Raw genomic sequence first — 14958 nt, 5'->3', positions numbered from 1 at the left:
CGCGTCGGTGTTCTGCAACGCTTACTTGATCCTCAATCCCAGGCTCGCGGCCAAGTTTCCTCCAGGTGCGGCCCGAGACGCACAGCGGAGACGGTCTTGGCGAGGCCGGTCGCGTCGTCGGTCTCCACGGCGATGCCGCAGAGCGTGCCTTCGCCCTGGGCGGGCTCGAGGCGCGAACCGGGCGTCTTCTGGAGGAAGCGGCGCAGCGGCTCCTCCTTCTGCATGCCGAGCATCGAATCGTAGTCGCCGCACATGCCGGCATCGGTGAGGTAGGCGGTGCCGCCGGGCAGGATGCGGTGGTCAGCGGTCGGCACGTGCGTATGCGTGCCGACGACGAGGCTCGCGCGGCCGTCGAGATGCCAGCCGAAAGCCTCCTTTTCGCTCGTCGCCTCGGCATGCACGTCGACGATCACGGCGTCGGCGGCATCGCGCAGCGGGCAGGAGGCCAGTTCGCGATCGACTGCCGTGAAGGGGTCGTCCATCGGGTCGATGAAGAGCCGGCCCATCACGTTGACGACGAGCACGCGGGCGCCGGACCGGGTCTCGATCACCGTCGCGCCGCGGCCCGGTGTGCCGGGCGGGTAGTTGGCGGGGCGGATCAGGCGGGGCTGGCGCTCGATGAAGACGAGGGCCTCGCGCTGGTCGAAGGAATGGTTGCCGAGCGTGATCACGTCGGCGCCGGCACCGAGGACCTCGTCGCAGATCGACTCGGTGATGCCGAACCCGCCGGCGGCGTTCTCGCCGTTGATCACCACGCAATCGAGGCGCCAGCGCTCGCGCAGGGCCGGCAGTCGGTCGGCCACCACGTGACGGCCGGGGCGGCCGACGATGTCGCCGAGGAAGAGAAGGCGCAACGCTCTAAGCCTTGATCAAAGGGACGGGGCCGATCTCGGTGACGAGATGATCGAGGGGCCGGTCATGTGCCTCCGCCGGCACATGCGCCACCTCCTGCACGGAATAGGCGATGCCGATTGTCAGAAGCGCGCCACGGCCGGACAGGCGTTCGATCGCCCGGTCGTAATAGCCCTTGCCGTAGCCGATGCGGTTGCCGGTGCGGTCGAAGGCCGCGAGCGGCACGATCAGTGCAGTGGGAAACACCTCCGGCAGGTCGTCGTGCGGCTCGCTGAGGCCGAAGCCGCCGCGTACCAACGCCTCGCCGGCGCGCCACTCGCGAAAGGCGAGCCCGTCCGGCGTCACCTTCGGCAGGGCCACGCGCTGGCCGCGCGCGAAGAGCTTTTCGATGAGGGGACGCGGGTCGATCTCGCTGCGGATCGGCCAGAAGCCGCCGACCAACTCGGCCTCGCCAAGGCCGGGGATCGCGATCACCGTCTCCGCAACCGTCCGGGAGCCGCCTTTGCGCGCGTCGAGTTCGAGCGCATCGCGCCGTGCCAAGACCTCGGCCCGCAGCCGGGCCTTTTCGGAAGGGGAAGGTGCGTCTGGCATCGTCTGGGAAGGGTGCGGAGCCACGTGGGCCGTCGGAGGATCGATCCCGGGAAACCTACAGAGTAGGTGGGCGCCGTGTTGACCAAGTCCAGGGACAAGGCCAGGGACAGCTCCCGAGGGAGTCGATAAGGCCCCGGGGATAGTGCTCCAGTCGAACCCTGCAGCCCCGCCTTACCGATGTAATGCCGGCGAGGCCGGGACGCCAGTGAATTGAATGCACGGCCGGTCAGATTTTGCCGGCTCGCGACAATTGGCGCTCTCATGCAGAAGCGTGTCGCGCCGGGTGCCCCCAGCCTCGATCAATGCGACCTGCGCGCCAACGGCCCGGGTGCCGGTGCCGGTCGACGCCATCGAGGAACGGCGCCAGAGCCGATCAGGACGCCGAGCGAGATCAGCCCGATGGCGCCGACCTCGCTGGAGGACGGTACCTCGCCGAGGATCGGTATCGCCATGAGGGTTGCGAGCGCCGGAACGAGCGACGCGAACACCGCGGCGCGAGACGCTCCGAGGATTGAAACGGCCCGGTTGAAGGCGATGAGTGAAACGACGCTCGTCAGAAGCCCCTGGAAGATCACCTGGATCGCGATGGTCGAGATGCTCGCGCTCGCGATGCCGCGCGGTAGCGGCGCAAGCAGGTAGATCGGCAGGAAGAGGCAGGCCGACCAGAACGTCACGACGGCCGCGCCGTGCAGCGGTCGGAGGCCCGATCGGCGCACGGTCACCGTGTAGATCGCCCAGCACAGCGCGGCGGACAGGAACAGCACCTGGCCGATCCAGCGGTGGCCGACCGGCGCTAGCAGACTCGGGCCAACGAGGAGCAGCACGCCCAGGGGAATCAGGATGAAGCCGACCAAGCGCTGGCGCGACACGGCTTCCTTCAGGACGACGACAGAGAGAGCCGTCGCAAAGAGCGGCATGACGCCCGGGATCAGGGCTCCGGCCTGAGCGGCCGGTGCGAACTGCAATCCTGATGCGGCGACGAGGGCATAGGGCGCGCCTGCTCCCATCACCATCAAGGCCGTGCCGCCGATCCCGACCGATCTGGCGATGGCCCCATGCCGAAACAGAACGGGCAGCAGCAGGATCGCAGCGGTGCCGAAGCGGATCGCCGTGATGTCGTAGATCGTCAGCGTCGATTCGCCGAGATCGAACCGCGTGAGAACCATCCAGCCGGCCCAGATCGAGATCGCGAAGAGAGCCCAGGCCGATCCCTGGGCGGCGCGCAGGGGTTGGGATGCCGGATCGTCGATCATCGCTGCTTATCTCGGCACGGAGTCGAGGTTGCGGAATCGAAACGACCCGGACAGCCGCATCAAATTGGAATTCGGGCTTAGACGACGCCGCGCCATCGATGCGGAAGTTGCAATCGGCGCAACACATCGATGCGCGTGATGGAACAATGACCGAGGTCGTCGGGGTCCGGCCGCCCGCCCAGCGGCCCCTCAATCGGTCTCCCGATGGCCCTCAGCACCTCCAGGTGAGGCCGGTTTGGTCAGCGCGTGTGTCAGGCGCTCGATCCGCTCCGCCGTCCGTTCGATCCCCTCGGCGAGGTGCGCCTCGCCCGATGAGGCCGCCTCGCGCAGGGTTGCGGTCTCTGCCTCCAGGGCGGCGAACCGCCGTTTCAGCTCGGCGAGTTCGTCCGAGACGGTGAGCGCGGCCATGACGTGGAGGCGCATGTCGCCGATTTCACCGAAAGCCTTGCGCATTTCGGCGACGCGGTCGTCGAAGCCCGAGGCAAGGTTCGTGAGATGCGCCTCCTCGCCCTCGCCGCAGGCCATGCGGTAGGTCTTGCCGGCAATGGTGACGGTAACGTGGGCCAAGCCGCTCTCCCTCAGATCACGCTGCGTTTTGACGGAGCCCTCAAAACGAAGAAAACGTGATCGATTCAATAGTTTAGAGCATGCTTAAGGCGAAAAACCGTTGCCACTTTTTCGCAGCATGCTCTAGTCCCCTGGACGCGAAGGCGACGGCCGACGATCGAGCACGGTGGAGACGGTGTCGATGGCTCGGTCCAGTCGGCGTTCGACCTCACCGGTGACGCTCGCCATGCGCGCGAGTTGTGCGCTCGCCGCGTCGAGCTCCGCGGCGAGCCGCGCACGATCCTCATCCATCAGCGCCAGCTCGATATCCCGATCGGCGCGGGCCTCGTCCACCTCGACCCGCCGCGTCACCGCGGCTTCGAGGCGCACCATGGCCAAGTCCAGCCTCCGCAGCGCGTCCTCGACTAACGACATCCGCAACCATCTCCCGTGTGCGTGGTGTCGCCCGAAGAGCGTGAATTTTCCAGCCGTCGCCGCAGCATAATCGACGCCGGAAACGCTCCCCCGTGCTTTGCTCCCCTGTGCTTTGACAGCCCCCCTCCCCATGTTAGAGAGCCGGCGCCCGCCACGCTCCCGTCGGGGCGCGCACGATTTTCCGGATCTTCCGCCCGTGACAGCTCCCGGCCCCTCGCGCAGATCGTCCGCTTCGCGGTCGGTTCCGCGTGACGCCCGGATCGCAGTCTCGTGGAACGCCATCGGTTCATCCGAGGTTCAAGCGGAGCCGTCATGGAGCGGGCGACGCACTGATTTGCCGGTGCCGTCGCATGAGCTGATCGAGCGGCGTCGAAGCGCCGTGTTTTGTGAAGGAGTCACGCCGTGACCGTGAAGGTTGCCATCAACGGGTTCGGACGCATCGGTCGCAACGTCCTGCGCGCCATCCATGAGGCCGGCCGCAAGGATATCGAGGTCGTCGCCATCAACGATCTCGGCCCGGTGGAGACCAACGCCCACCTGCTGCGCTTCGACTCGATCCATGGCCGCTTCAACGCGGACGTGAAGGTGGACGGCGAATTCATCGTCATCGACGGCAAGCGCATCAAGGTCACGGCCGTGCGTAATCCGGCCGAGCTGCCGCATCGCGATCTCGGCGTCGACATCGCGCTGGAATGCACCGGCATCTTCACCTCGAAGGACAAGGCCAAGGCGCATCTCGATGCCGGCGCCAAGCGCGTCCTCGTCTCGGCCCCGGCCGACGGCGCCGACCTGACGGTCGTCTACGGCGTGAACCACGACAAGCTCACCGCCGAGCACCTCGTCGTCTCGAACGCCTCCTGCACCACGAACTGCCTGGTGCCGGTGGCCAAGGTGCTGCACGATCTCGTCGGGATCGAGCGCGGCTTCATGACCACGATCCATTCCTACACGAACGATCAGCCGTCGCTCGACCAGATGCATAAGGATCTGTACCGGGCCCGCGCCGCTGCGCTCTCGATGATCCCGACCTCGACCGGCGCCGCCAAGGCCGTTGGCCTGGTGCTGCCGGAGCTGAAGGGCAAGCTCGACGGAACCTCGATCCGCGTGCCGACCCCGAACGTCTCCGCCGTCGACCTGGTCTTCACCGCCAAGCGCGAGACCACGGCCCAGGAGATCAACGACGCGATCAAGGCCGCCGCGAACGGCGCGCTCAAGGGCGTTCTGGCCTTCACCGACCAGCCGAACGTCTCGGTCGACTTCAACCACGACCCGCATTCGTCGACGTTCCACCTCGACCAGACCAAGGTTATGGACGGCACTTTCGTGCGCATCCTGTCCTGGTACGACAACGAGTGGGGCTTCTCGAACCGCATGGCCGATACGGCCGTGGCGATGGCCAAGCTGATCTGATCGTTTCCCGGGGGGCCCAGTGCCCCCCGTTTCATGCCGACCCGAACGACAGCCGGAGTGATTTCACCGATGGCCGACGACGCTCAGACCAAGCCCTCCGGAGAGAGCTTCATCCCGTCCTCTCCCGCGCCAGCACCGGTGCCCCAGACCCCGGCTCCGGTCGTTGCCGCTGCCGACAAGCCGGCCGTCTCGCCGAGCGCGCCCGCTCCGGTCGGCTCGGCCGTTGGCGACCAGCTCGCCCGGATCGAGGACAAGACGGCCCGCATCGAGGACAAGTACGCCCGCTCCGAGTCGCTGCTCTCCCGCATGGAGGACAAGATCGAGGGCGCCACGACTCGTATGAACGAGGTCGCCCGCCAATCCGATCTCGCCGCGCTCCGCAGCGAAGTCCGCAGCATCAACGAACGTGTGAAGCGCAGCCCCGGCACCGGCGCCCTGGTGCTCACCGCGATCATTACGTCGGTGCTCACCGTCGTGCTGACCGTGGCGGTGCAGCGCCTCAACATCGACAGCATGCTGCCCCAGCGCGCCGCCCCGGCCGCGTCGCAGCCCTGAGCGAGACCCAATGAGTTCCTTCCGTACCCTCGACGATGCCGGCGCGCTCGCCGGCAAGCGTGTCCTCGTCCGCGTCGACCTCAACGTGCCGATGGATGCCGGCCGCGTCACCGACGCGACTCGTATCGAGCGCATCGTCCCGACCATCCGCGAGATCGCTGATAAGGGTGGCCGCGTCGTCCTGCTCGCGCATTTCGGACGGCCGAAGGGCAAGCGCGAGCCGAATGAGTCGCTGCAGCCCGTGGTCGAGCCGCTCTCGCAGGCCCTCGGCAAGCCGGTCGCCTTCGCCGAGGATTGCATCGGCGAGCCGGCCAAAGCTGCCGTGTCTGCGCTGAAGGATGGCGGCGTGCTGCTCCTCGAAAACACCCGCTACCATGTGGGCGAGGAGAAGAACGATCCGGATTTCGCAAAGGCGCTCGCCGCAAACGGTGATTTCTACGTCAACGACGCCTTCTCGGCCGCCCACCGGGCGCATGCCTCGACCGAGGGCATCGCGCGCCTGCTTCCGGCCTTTGCCGGCCGCGGCATGCAAGCCGAGCTCGACGCCCTGACCAAGGGCCTGGAGGCGCCGAAGCATCCGGTGATCGCGCTGGTCGGCGGCGCCAAGGTCTCCACCAAGATCGACCTGCTGCAGAACCTCGTCGCCAAGGTCGACATGCTCGTGATCGGCGGGGGCATGGCCAACACCTTCCTGCACGCGCAGGGCAAGGATGTCGGCAAGTCGCTCTGCGAGAAGGATCTCGCGGACACCGCCAAGCGCATCGTCGAGGCGGCCAAGGCCGCGAACTGCCGCATCATCCTGCCAACCGACGCGGTGACGGCGAAGGAGTTCAAGGCCAATCCGCCGACCGAGACTGTCGCTGTCGACGCCGTGCCGTCTGACGCAATGATCCTCGATGCCGGCCCGGATTCGGTGAAGGTCGTCAACGCGGCGATCGACGAGGCGGCCACGCTGGTTTGGAACGGCCCGCTCGGCGCCTTCGAACTCACGCCCTTCGACGCCGCCACCGTCGCTGCGGCCCAGCACGCGGCCGAGCGTACCAAGGCCGGAGAGCTCGTCTCGGTGGCCGGCGGTGGCGATACGGTCGCCGCGCTGAACCACGCGGGCGTGGGCGAGACCTTCACCTATGTCTCGACGGCCGGCGGCGCGTTCCTTGAATGGCTCGAAGGCAAGGAGTTGCCGGGGGTCGAGGCGCTGCGCGCGAACGGCTGAGACGCGCCTTTCACCCTGGGCCTCATCCTGAGCGCCCGCGCCAGCGGACCTCGAAGGAGGGCTCCAGGGATCGCGCTACGACGGGAGCCCTCCTTCGAGGCCTCCGCTTTGCTACGGCGCCTCGGGACGAGGTTTTTTATTGGGGATCGGCCGCTCGCTGCCGATCGCATTGGATCGGGGGACAACGGACCATGGCACGCATCACCCTTCGGCAGCTTCTCGATCACGCCGCCGAGCACGGCTACGGCGTTCCGGCGTTCAACCTGAACAACATGGAGCAGGGCCTCGCCATCATGGCGGCAGCCGATGCTACGGATTCTCCGGTGATCCTGCAGGCCAGCCGCGGCGCGCGCGCTTATGCCAACGACGTGGTGCTGGCCAAGCTCATCGACGGCCTCGTCGAGATCTACCCGCACATCCCCGTCTGCATGCATCTCGACCACGGCAACAACGAAGCCACCTGCGCCACCGCGATCCAGTACGGCTTCACCTCGGTGATGATGGATGGCTCGCTGAAGGGCGACGGCAAGACCCCCGCCGATTACGCCTACAATGTCGAGATCACCCGCAACGTCACCAAGATGGCCCATTGGGCCGGCGTCTCGGTCGAGGGCGAGCTCGGCGTGCTCGGCTCGCTGGAGAGCGGCCAGGGCGAGGCGGAGGACGGCCACGGTGCCGAGGGCGTGCTCAGCCACGACCAGCTCCTGACTGACCCGGAAGAGGCCGTGAAATTCGTGCGCGAGACCAAGGTCGACGCGCTCGCCGTCGCCATGGGCACCAGTCACGGCGCCTACAAGTTCACGAAGCAGCCCGACGGCGACGTCCTCGCGATGAACGTGATCGAGGAGATCCACCGCCGCCTGCCGACCACGCACCTCGTCATGCACGGCTCCTCCTCGGTCCCGCAGGACCTCCAGGACATCATCAACCAGTACGGCGGCCAGATGAAGCCGACCTGGGGTGTGCCGGTGGAAGAGATCCAGCGCGGCATCAAGCACGGTGTGCGCAAGATCAATATCGACACCGACAACCGCATGGCGATGACCGGCCAGATCCGGAAGATCCTTACCGAGAACCCGTCGGAATTCGACCCGCGCAAGTATCTGAAGCCCGCGATGGACGCGATGACGAAGCTCTGCAAGCAGCGCTTCGAGGAGTTCAACACCGCCGGCCAGGGCTCCAAGATCCGCCCGATTTCGGTGGCCCAGATGGCCAAGCGCTACGCCGACGGCTCCCTCGATCCGCGCATCGACGGCTGATCGACGGCGGAGGTTGACCAATCGCCTCCGCAACGCTCATTGCCACGTCGGCTCCTCCCCGGTTCGGGAGAGGGGCGGCAGCCATCCGCGGAGCCGATGTCCGAAGACGCCCCCCGCCTCGCCCTCCTGACGCCCTACGGCGTCGACGACGCGCAGGCCGAGAAGACGATCGCCGCGCTCGCCGGTGCATGCACGGGCGGCGATGTCGCCGCGGTGATCCTGCGCCTGGCCGCCTCCGACGAGCGGTCACTGGTGAATCTCGTCAAGCGCTTGGCTCCAGCGGCGCAGGAGGGTGGCGCGGCCGTCCTCGTCTGCATTCCGGATTTCAAGGGCGACCTCGTTGGCATCGCCGCCCGCGGTGGAGCCGACGGGGTGCATGTCGACAAGGCGGATGAAGCCGTGTTGCGCGACCTGCGAGGACGTTTGCGCGACGGACGCATCCTGGGCTGCGGCGGCTTCCTGGAGTCCAAACATGCGGCGATGGCCGCCGGAGAGGCTCAGGTCGACTACCTGATGTTCGGCGGCCTCTATCCCGATGGCGCCGCGCCGGACCGAGACCTCGTCCGCGAGCGGGCGATCTGGTGGGCGGAAATCTTCGAGACGCCCTGCATCGCAGTGGCTGCCGAGGCAACCGAGATCGAGGCGCTCGCGGCGACCGGTGCGGAGTTCGTCGGGCTGGAGAGCGCTCTGTGGTTCGACACGCCGCAGACCGTGACGATGGCCGCGAAGACGCTGGCTGCGGCGGGCGCCGCGCGATGAGGAGCGTCGGAGCCGGATTGGCCGGCCTGCTGGTGTTGGCCACCACGCTCGACGCCACGGCGGCACCGAACCAGCCGCCGATCGCCGCGCCGACGACCGATCAGACCCTGAAGCCGGCCGATCCGAAGAAGACCTCGAAAGGTCTCTCGCGCGATCTGCCGACGCCCTACACGCCGGGTGCCGAAGGCTCGCGGCCGCCGTCGAACACCAATGCCGATCTCGCCTACGGCGCCTATCAGCGTGGCCGCTACATGGCGGCGTTTCGCGAAGCGACGAAACGCATCGAGGCGAACTCGAAGGATTCGGCGGCGCTGACCCTGCTCGGTGAGCTCTACAATCAGGGCCTCGGCTTGAAGCAGGACCCGAAGCGGGCGCTGGAATGGTATCGCCTCGCGGCCAATCTCGGCGACGCGCATGCCATGGCCTCCCTCGGGCTGATGGCGATGGACGGGCGCGGCCAGGCCAAGGACCAGAAGGCCGGCCGGCAATGGCTGGAGCAGGCCTCCGTCAAGGGCGAGCCCTCTGCCTGCTACAACCTCGCCCTGATCCTGCTCGGCTCGGGCAAGCCTGAGGACGTGGCCAAGGCCGCGACGCTTTTCGAGAAGGCGGCGAAGGCCGAGCTCGCGCCGGCGCAGCACGATCTGGGCGTGCTCTACCTCCAGGGCCGCGGCGTCCCGAAGGATGCTGGCAAGGCCGCCGAAAACTTCCGGCGCGCGGCCGATAACGGTGATCTCGCCGGAGAGGTCGAGTTCGCGATACTGCTCTTCAACGGCACCGGCGTCGCCAAGGACGAAGTGAGGGCGGCCCGTTATTTCCTGCACGCGGCCTCGCGCGGCAACGCCATCGCTCAGAACCGCATCGCCCGGCTCTACGTCGTCGGCCGCGGCGTTCCGAAGAATCTCGTCGAGGCAGCCGCCTGGAATCTCGCGGCGAGCGCGCAGGGTCGGTCGGACGGATGGCTGGACCAGGCCTTGACTGGCCTGAGCCCCGATGAGCGGAAGAGGGCCGAGGCGCTCGGTACGGAGCGCGCGACGATTCAGCAGTAGCCGTCAAGCTCCGTCGCCGTCATCCCGGGGCCGCGCAGCGGAACCCGGGATTCAGAACCGCAGGGGCATTCCCATTTCGGCTCGGTCGGCGGCTCGGGATCCCGGGTTCGCCTGCGGCGCCCCGGGATTACGGGGTGGCTGTGAAAGCCGCGCCGCTACTGGGCCGCATCCGCCGCCGGCTGCACGTCGCCGGCGGTGCCAGTGACCTTTTCGGCGGCCGGCTCGGCGCTCGCGACCGTCTTGGTCTCGAGCATCGGCTGCAGTCGAGCTTCGAGCTGCTTGTCGAGGTGCTTGGCGTAGGCACCCTTGAAGTAGCGGTCGCCGGTGCCGCTGCCATAGAGCCGGTCGTGAGCCTGCACCATGCGGCTGACCTCGGGCCGACACAGGAAGCCGATGACGCCGGCCGCGTCGTACCAGCGGCCGGCCTGGGCGAGCCGCGTGGCCTTCGGGTTCGCCATCACCGTCTCGGCGAAGCAATCCGTGGCGGCCTGCTCGAGCGGCGCCATCACGGGATGCGGCTTGCCCGGGATGCGTTGGTCTGGCCGGGCCTGGGCGGCCGTCGAAACCAGGAGGACGGCAAGACCGGGAACGAGCAGCGCTTTCATCACGGGTGCCTCGAAGCAGGACTGATTTGCCGAGTATCACCTCAGAATTGAGCCCGGAACAGGGCGATGTGCGATGCAAAAGTCAGGAACTCGCGCGAGCGACGGCCTCTGTCGCCTGACGGTTACAGAGGCCCTCCTCACAGCGGCTCAGCCGCGGCGGGTCGCGGTCCAGTGGCCGCTGCAGCCGATCGGTCCGTCGCCGGTGCTGCCCCACTGGCCACCGCCAGAGCCACGCACCGTCAGGCGCCCGGAAACCTGCGCGGAGTCGCCCCCGCGGGAAATCACGCCCTGGACCACTCCGGTCTGGGAGACGCGGCCGCGGATCGAAACGTCGCCGCCAGGATAGATCGCCTCGCCCTTATAGACCTGGATGCCGTAGCGATATGCCCGGTCACATGGACCGTCCTGGGTGACGACCTCGATGCTCCAATTGCCGTCGAACTTGTTCGGGATGGCGACCTTGCGTTTGGCGGCGTCTGCCGGCGCGCTCAGCACGCCGACCGACAACGCGGCCATGGTCGCGGCGATGATCGGTAGTCTCATGGTCAGCCCCTGCTGCGCAGTCTTTCGTTCTCACGAACGATCCAGCAACGCCCGAGGCGACGTGAGGTTTCAGGCTCAAGCTTGCGCTATCGCACACCGCTGTGCGTCGGCGAGAAGCGCGAGCAGATCGCCGCCCGCGAACAGGAAGGCATCGACGCCCGCCGCCTTGAGCGCGTCGGCATCGGCCGGCTTGCCGGCGAGATAGACGGTTTTGGCGCCTGCCTCCTTGAGAGCCTTCGCGGCCGCGGCCGCATCGGTCTCGTAGAGCGCGTCGGACGAGCACAGGCAGGCGATGGAAGCGCCCGATTCCCTGAAGGCGTGCGCCACGTCGTCGGCCTTTGAGAAACCCTCGTTGCCGAGCGCCTCGATGCCGCCGGCCGCGAAGGCGTTGGCGGCGAAGGTCGAGCGGGCATTGTGGATCGCGACCGAGCCGAGATTGGCCAGAAAGACGCGCGGCCGCGCCTCGTTCGCCTTGAGATAAGCGTCGGCGGCGTCGCGAAGCGCCTCGAAGGGCTCGGCGAGGCGCAGGGAGGGCAGGGCGCCTTCGCCGGACGCGACGGGCGAGGTCGGCGCGACGTCGAGCACCGCCACCGGCTTCTCGGCCAGGAACGGGAATTCGCTGGCGCCGGTTAGCGGCTCGCGCCGTGTGGCGATGCGCTTCGTGCGGGCATCGCGGACCTCTGCGATGCGGGCCTGGACCTTGCCGGCCTGCAGGCTGGCGAGGATGCCGCCTTCGCTCTCGATCTCCTGGAACGCCTTCCAGGCGCCCTCGGTGAGCGAGGCCGTCAGCGCCTCGAAGCCACCGGCCCCGGCGGCCGGATCGGAGACCTTGGCGAGGCTCGATTCCTCGACGAGGATGGTCTGGCTGTTGCGCACGACGCGGCGCGCGAAGGCGTCTGGCAGTCCGAGCGCCTGGGTGTAGGGCAGGGCAGTCACGGAATCCGCCCCGCCGAGGCCGGCCGAGGCGGCGGCCATGCCGGTGCGCAGGATGTTCACGAAGGGGTCGCGCCGCGTCATCATGCGCCACGCCGTCTCGGCATGGAGGCGCAGTGGCTTGGCATCGAGCCCGCAGGCCTGCTCGACGCACGCCCAGAGACGCCGCGCGGCGCGGAACTTGGCGATCGTCAGGAACTCGTCGGCATCGGCGACGAGCAGGATGGCGATGGCGTCGCGGGCGCGTTCGAGCGGGATACCCTCGGCTTCGAGCGCGCGCAGATAGGCGACGGCGGTGGCGAGCGCCGCGGCGAGTTCTTGCACCTCGCTGGCGCCGGCCTCGTGATAGGGGCGCCCGTCGGCGAGCGCGATGCGGCCGCGATAGCCCTCGAAGCTCTTCGCGGCCCCGGCGAGGCGGGCCTGCCAGTCGGGCAGTTCGCGGCCGGTGGCGGCGACGAGGCCGATCGGGTCGAGACCGAGATCGATGTCGAGTTCGGCCGGATCGTCGCCGCGCTTCTCGACGAGGGCCTTCAGGTGCTCGGCGGTCTCGAAGCCCTTGGGGCCGGCATCGAGACGCAGCGCGATGATGGTGAGCAGCACGTTGTCGAGGGCCGCGTCGAGATCCGCGACACTGCCGATGGCGAGGCCGAAGCCGCGCGCGGCCGGGGCCTCGCGATGGACCAGCGTCAGGGAATCCGCGCCGCCTTCGAGGTCGAGCAGGGCCTGGGCGGCCGCCTTTTCGGCATCGGGATGGTCGACGCGCTGCGACAGGCGCCACGGGCCGGGCGCCCGCACCGGCTGGGCGATGGGATCGGCGGCCGGGTAGAGCGGCTCGATGCGCAGGCCATCGGAGGTCTTGGAGACGAGGCGCTTCTCGAAATCGCCGCCCTTCAGCGCCGCCTGGACGGCCTCGCGCCAACGTTCCTGCGTGGCGGGCTCGAACAGCTCGGCAAGCGGACGATCTTCCATCTCTCTCACAGATCCCAGGCACCGGCATGACCTGCGGACCTCATGTTGCCCGCAGCTTCGTCCCTAGCCCATGCACCGCCGTGGCAGGCGGTGCAATCGTCCGAAGGTCGATTCAACCGTCAGCCGAGCAGGATCAATCCGGCGAAGCCGAGCGAGCCGACGATGATGCGCCACCAGGCGAACAGCCAGAAGCCGTGCTTGGTCACGTAGTCCAGCACGCTGCGCACCACGATCAGCGCCGAGATGAAGGCCGCGACGAAGCCGATGACGATCAGCAGGGCGTCGTTGCTCGACAGATTCTTGTAGTTGTCGAGCAGGTCCTTGGCGAAGGCGCCGGCCATGGTCGGCATGGCGAGGTAGAACGAGAACTCGGTTGCCGCCCGCTTGCTCGCACCCATCAGCATGGCGCCGACGATGGTGGCGCCGGAACGCGACACGCCGGGGATCATGGCGAGGCACTGGAACGCGCCGATCTTGAAGGCCATCGGCAGGCTGAACTCGTAGACGTCGTCCATGCGCTGGCGGCGCTCGGTGCCGACCTGGCGGTCGTCGTCGCCCTGCGCATCCGTGCGCTGGTACGGGTCGGCCTCGTCGATCACCAGCAGCACGAGGCCGCCGGCGACGAGGGTCGCGCAGACGATCCAAGGGTTGAACAGGTAGGCCTTGATCATCTTCGAGAAGATGCCGCCGATAATCGCCGCCGGGATGAAGGCCAGCAGGATCGAGCCGACGAAGCGGCGCGCCCGCGGGTCGTTCGGCAGCGAGGTCGCGATCTTCCAGAGACGGGAGAAGTAGGCGTAGAGGATCGCCAGCACCGCGCCGAGCTGAATCAGCACCTCGAAGGTGTTGTTCGGCGAGTGGAAGCCGATGAAGTGCCCGATCAGGAGCTGGTGGCCGGTGGAGGAGACCGGGATGAACTCGGTGGCGCCTTCGACGACGGCGAGCACCAGCGCCTTCACCAGGTTTGCGAAATCCATCAGCTTGCCTGCCTCGTCCTGTCTTGGAAATCCCGGCCGATCCGGTCGGACCGGATACGGCCTTCGATCTCAGCTTTGCCGTCATCGGACGACGAAATGGTGGCAGCCGTTTCAGCGCGCTTCCCCACGGCAGCCGCACGTCCGGCAGGCGCCGATCATCCAGATGTCGCCTGTCGCGGTTGACATGCGGTTACCGCTGAGGTTCGAGCGTGTTAATGAGGCGGCAACGATCGGGCAATATTCGTTCCATAGCCGCCCGTTCCGCCGGCTCTCCCGCCAGATCACGGCCTGAATGGCGACGCTGCATCACGCCCCCTTCTGCCCAAACTCCCGCTTCATCCGCTTGGCGCTGGCCGAGATGGGCATGGAGCCCGAGCTCGTGGAGGAACGCCCCTGGGAACGGCGCGACGGTTTCCTGGCGCTGAACCCGGCCGGCACGACGCCGGTGCTCGTCGAGCAGACCGGGCTCGTGGTGCCGGGCGCCGGCATCATCGCCGAATATCTCGACGAGACCCGGGGTCTGGGGCTCAGCGGCCGCCGCCTCCTGCCGGACACCACGAGCGCGCGCGTCGAGGTGCGGCGCCTGATGCACTGGTTCCTGGTCAAGTTCGACGGCGAGGTGACCGACTATCTGATCACCGAGAAGATCTACAAGCGCTTCATGAAGACCGAGGAGGGCGGGGGCGCGCCTGACATGGCCGCGATCCGCGCGGCGCGGGCCAACGTGCGCTACCATCTGAAGTATATCGGCTATCTGATCGGCCAGCGGCGCTGGATCGCTGGCGACCACATGACGTATGCCGACTTCGCGGCTGCGGCCCACTTGTCCTGCGTGGATTATCTCGGCGACGTGCCATGGGAAGAGGACGAGATGGCGAGGGACTGGTACGCGCGGCTGAAGTCGCGCCCGTCCTTCCGCGCGATTCTCGCCGAGCGGGCCCCGGGAATGGCCCCGGCCGCGCATTACGCGAATCTGGACTTCTGAAGACCGCCAAGGCGCCGCTCACCGGCA

At 67.8% G+C, this 14958-nt stretch carries 16 protein-coding genes and 1 other RNA gene; 7 read left to right on the top strand and 10 right to left on the bottom strand.

The window, feature by feature from the left end:
* Nucleotides 1–32 precede the first annotated feature (32 nt).
* The 6 genes from GGR33_RS23010 to GGR33_RS22985 all read right to left on the bottom strand — a co-directional run bounded on the left by GGR33_RS23010 (nucleotide 33) and on the right by GGR33_RS22985 (nucleotide 3677).
* Nucleotides 33–854, bottom strand: coding sequence for a TIGR00282 family metallophosphoesterase (locus tag GGR33_RS23010; RefSeq protein WP_183511632.1), 822 nt, complete (start codon nucleotides 852–854; stop codon nucleotides 33–35).
* A 4-nt stretch (nucleotides 855–858) separates the two neighbouring features.
* Complete coding sequence (locus tag GGR33_RS23005) at nucleotides 859–1467, bottom strand: 5-formyltetrahydrofolate cyclo-ligase (protein WP_425488810.1); 609 nt, start codon at nucleotides 1465–1467, stop codon at nucleotides 859–861.
* Nucleotides 1457–1613: non-coding RNA, 6S RNA (ssrS, locus tag GGR33_RS23000), on the bottom strand. Before ssrS ends, GGR33_RS23005 begins: the two co-directional genes overlap by 11 nt.
* A gap of 129 nt (nucleotides 1614–1742) precedes the next feature.
* The gene (locus GGR33_RS22995; protein ID WP_183511625.1) at nucleotides 1743–2696 is read right to left on the bottom strand and encodes a DMT family transporter; all 954 of its coding nucleotides are present in this window, start codon (nucleotides 2694–2696) and stop codon (nucleotides 1743–1745) included.
* 189 nt (nucleotides 2697–2885) lie between these two features.
* Nucleotides 2886–3263: a cell division protein ZapA gene (locus GGR33_RS22990; RefSeq protein ID WP_183511621.1), complete on the bottom strand. Its 378-nt coding sequence runs from the start codon at nucleotides 3261–3263 to the stop codon at nucleotides 2886–2888.
* A 123-nt stretch (nucleotides 3264–3386) separates the two neighbouring features.
* Nucleotides 3387–3677, bottom strand: a complete 291-nt coding sequence (locus GGR33_RS22985; protein ID WP_183511617.1) for a DUF4164 domain-containing protein — start codon at nucleotides 3675–3677, stop codon at nucleotides 3387–3389.
* Nucleotides 3678–4079: 402 nt separating this feature from the next.
* Between GGR33_RS22985 and gap the strand changes: the two genes are divergently transcribed.
* From gap to GGR33_RS22955, 6 genes are all read left to right on the top strand, one after another.
* Nucleotides 4080–5087, top strand: a complete 1008-nt coding sequence (gene gap / locus GGR33_RS22980; RefSeq protein WP_183511613.1) for a type I glyceraldehyde-3-phosphate dehydrogenase — start codon at nucleotides 4080–4082, stop codon at nucleotides 5085–5087.
* A gap of 69 nt (nucleotides 5088–5156) precedes the next feature.
* Nucleotides 5157–5642, top strand: a complete 486-nt coding sequence (locus GGR33_RS22975) for a hypothetical protein (RefSeq protein ID WP_183511600.1) — start codon at nucleotides 5157–5159, stop codon at nucleotides 5640–5642.
* Nucleotides 5643–5652: 10 nt separating this feature from the next.
* Complete coding sequence (locus GGR33_RS22970; RefSeq protein ID WP_183511593.1) at nucleotides 5653–6855, top strand: phosphoglycerate kinase; 1203 nt, start codon at nucleotides 5653–5655, stop codon at nucleotides 6853–6855.
* A gap of 191 nt (nucleotides 6856–7046) precedes the next feature.
* The gene (gene fba, locus GGR33_RS22965) at nucleotides 7047–8114 is read left to right on the top strand and encodes a class II fructose-bisphosphate aldolase (RefSeq protein WP_183511586.1); all 1068 of its coding nucleotides are present in this window, start codon (nucleotides 7047–7049) and stop codon (nucleotides 8112–8114) included.
* 96 nt (nucleotides 8115–8210) lie between these two features.
* Entirely contained in the window at nucleotides 8211–8873 is a 663-nt protein-coding gene (locus GGR33_RS22960; protein ID WP_183511574.1) for a thiamine phosphate synthase, read from the top strand.
* A complete protein-coding gene (locus GGR33_RS22955) occupies nucleotides 8870–9919 on the top strand; it encodes a tetratricopeptide repeat protein (RefSeq protein WP_183511561.1) in 1050 nt (349 codons plus the stop codon). Before GGR33_RS22960 ends, GGR33_RS22955 begins: the two co-directional genes overlap by 4 nt.
* A 155-nt stretch (nucleotides 9920–10074) precedes the next feature.
* On the opposite strand, the gene GGR33_RS22950 is transcribed toward GGR33_RS22955, so the two are convergent.
* The 4 genes from GGR33_RS22950 to GGR33_RS22935 form a co-directional block, all read right to left on the bottom strand.
* Nucleotides 10075–10524 (bottom strand): hypothetical protein, encoded by a 450-nt coding sequence (locus GGR33_RS22950; protein ID WP_183511555.1) that lies wholly within the window; start codon nucleotides 10522–10524, stop codon nucleotides 10075–10077.
* Between the two features lie 147 nt (nucleotides 10525–10671).
* Entirely contained in the window at nucleotides 10672–11067 is a 396-nt protein-coding gene (locus GGR33_RS22945) for a hypothetical protein (protein WP_183511550.1), read from the bottom strand.
* 75 nt (nucleotides 11068–11142) lie between these two features.
* Nucleotides 11143–12969: a methylmalonyl-CoA mutase subunit beta gene (locus tag GGR33_RS22940; RefSeq protein WP_183511547.1), complete on the bottom strand. Its 1827-nt coding sequence runs from the start codon at nucleotides 12967–12969 to the stop codon at nucleotides 11143–11145.
* A gap of 119 nt (nucleotides 12970–13088) precedes the next feature.
* Nucleotides 13089–13946 carry an undecaprenyl-diphosphate phosphatase gene (locus tag GGR33_RS22935; protein WP_183511543.1) on the bottom strand — a complete coding sequence of 286 codons (858 nt, stop codon included), beginning with the start codon at nucleotides 13944–13946 and terminating at the stop codon, nucleotides 13089–13091.
* A gap of 292 nt (nucleotides 13947–14238) precedes the next feature.
* Here GGR33_RS22935 and GGR33_RS22930 point away from each other — a divergent pair, with 292 nt between their 5' ends.
* Nucleotides 14239–14931: a glutathione S-transferase family protein gene (locus tag GGR33_RS22930; protein WP_183511538.1), complete on the top strand. Its 693-nt coding sequence runs from the start codon at nucleotides 14239–14241 to the stop codon at nucleotides 14929–14931.
* Nucleotides 14932–14958 lie beyond the last annotated feature (27 nt).

The organism is Methylobacterium brachythecii, from assembly GCF_014196345.1.
In the GTDB taxonomy this organism is placed as follows: Bacteria; Pseudomonadota; Alphaproteobacteria; order Rhizobiales; family Beijerinckiaceae; genus Methylobacterium; species Methylobacterium brachythecii.
The sequence above is the reverse complement of the archived record's forward strand: the minus strand, read 5'-3'. Positions and strand labels throughout refer to the sequence as shown.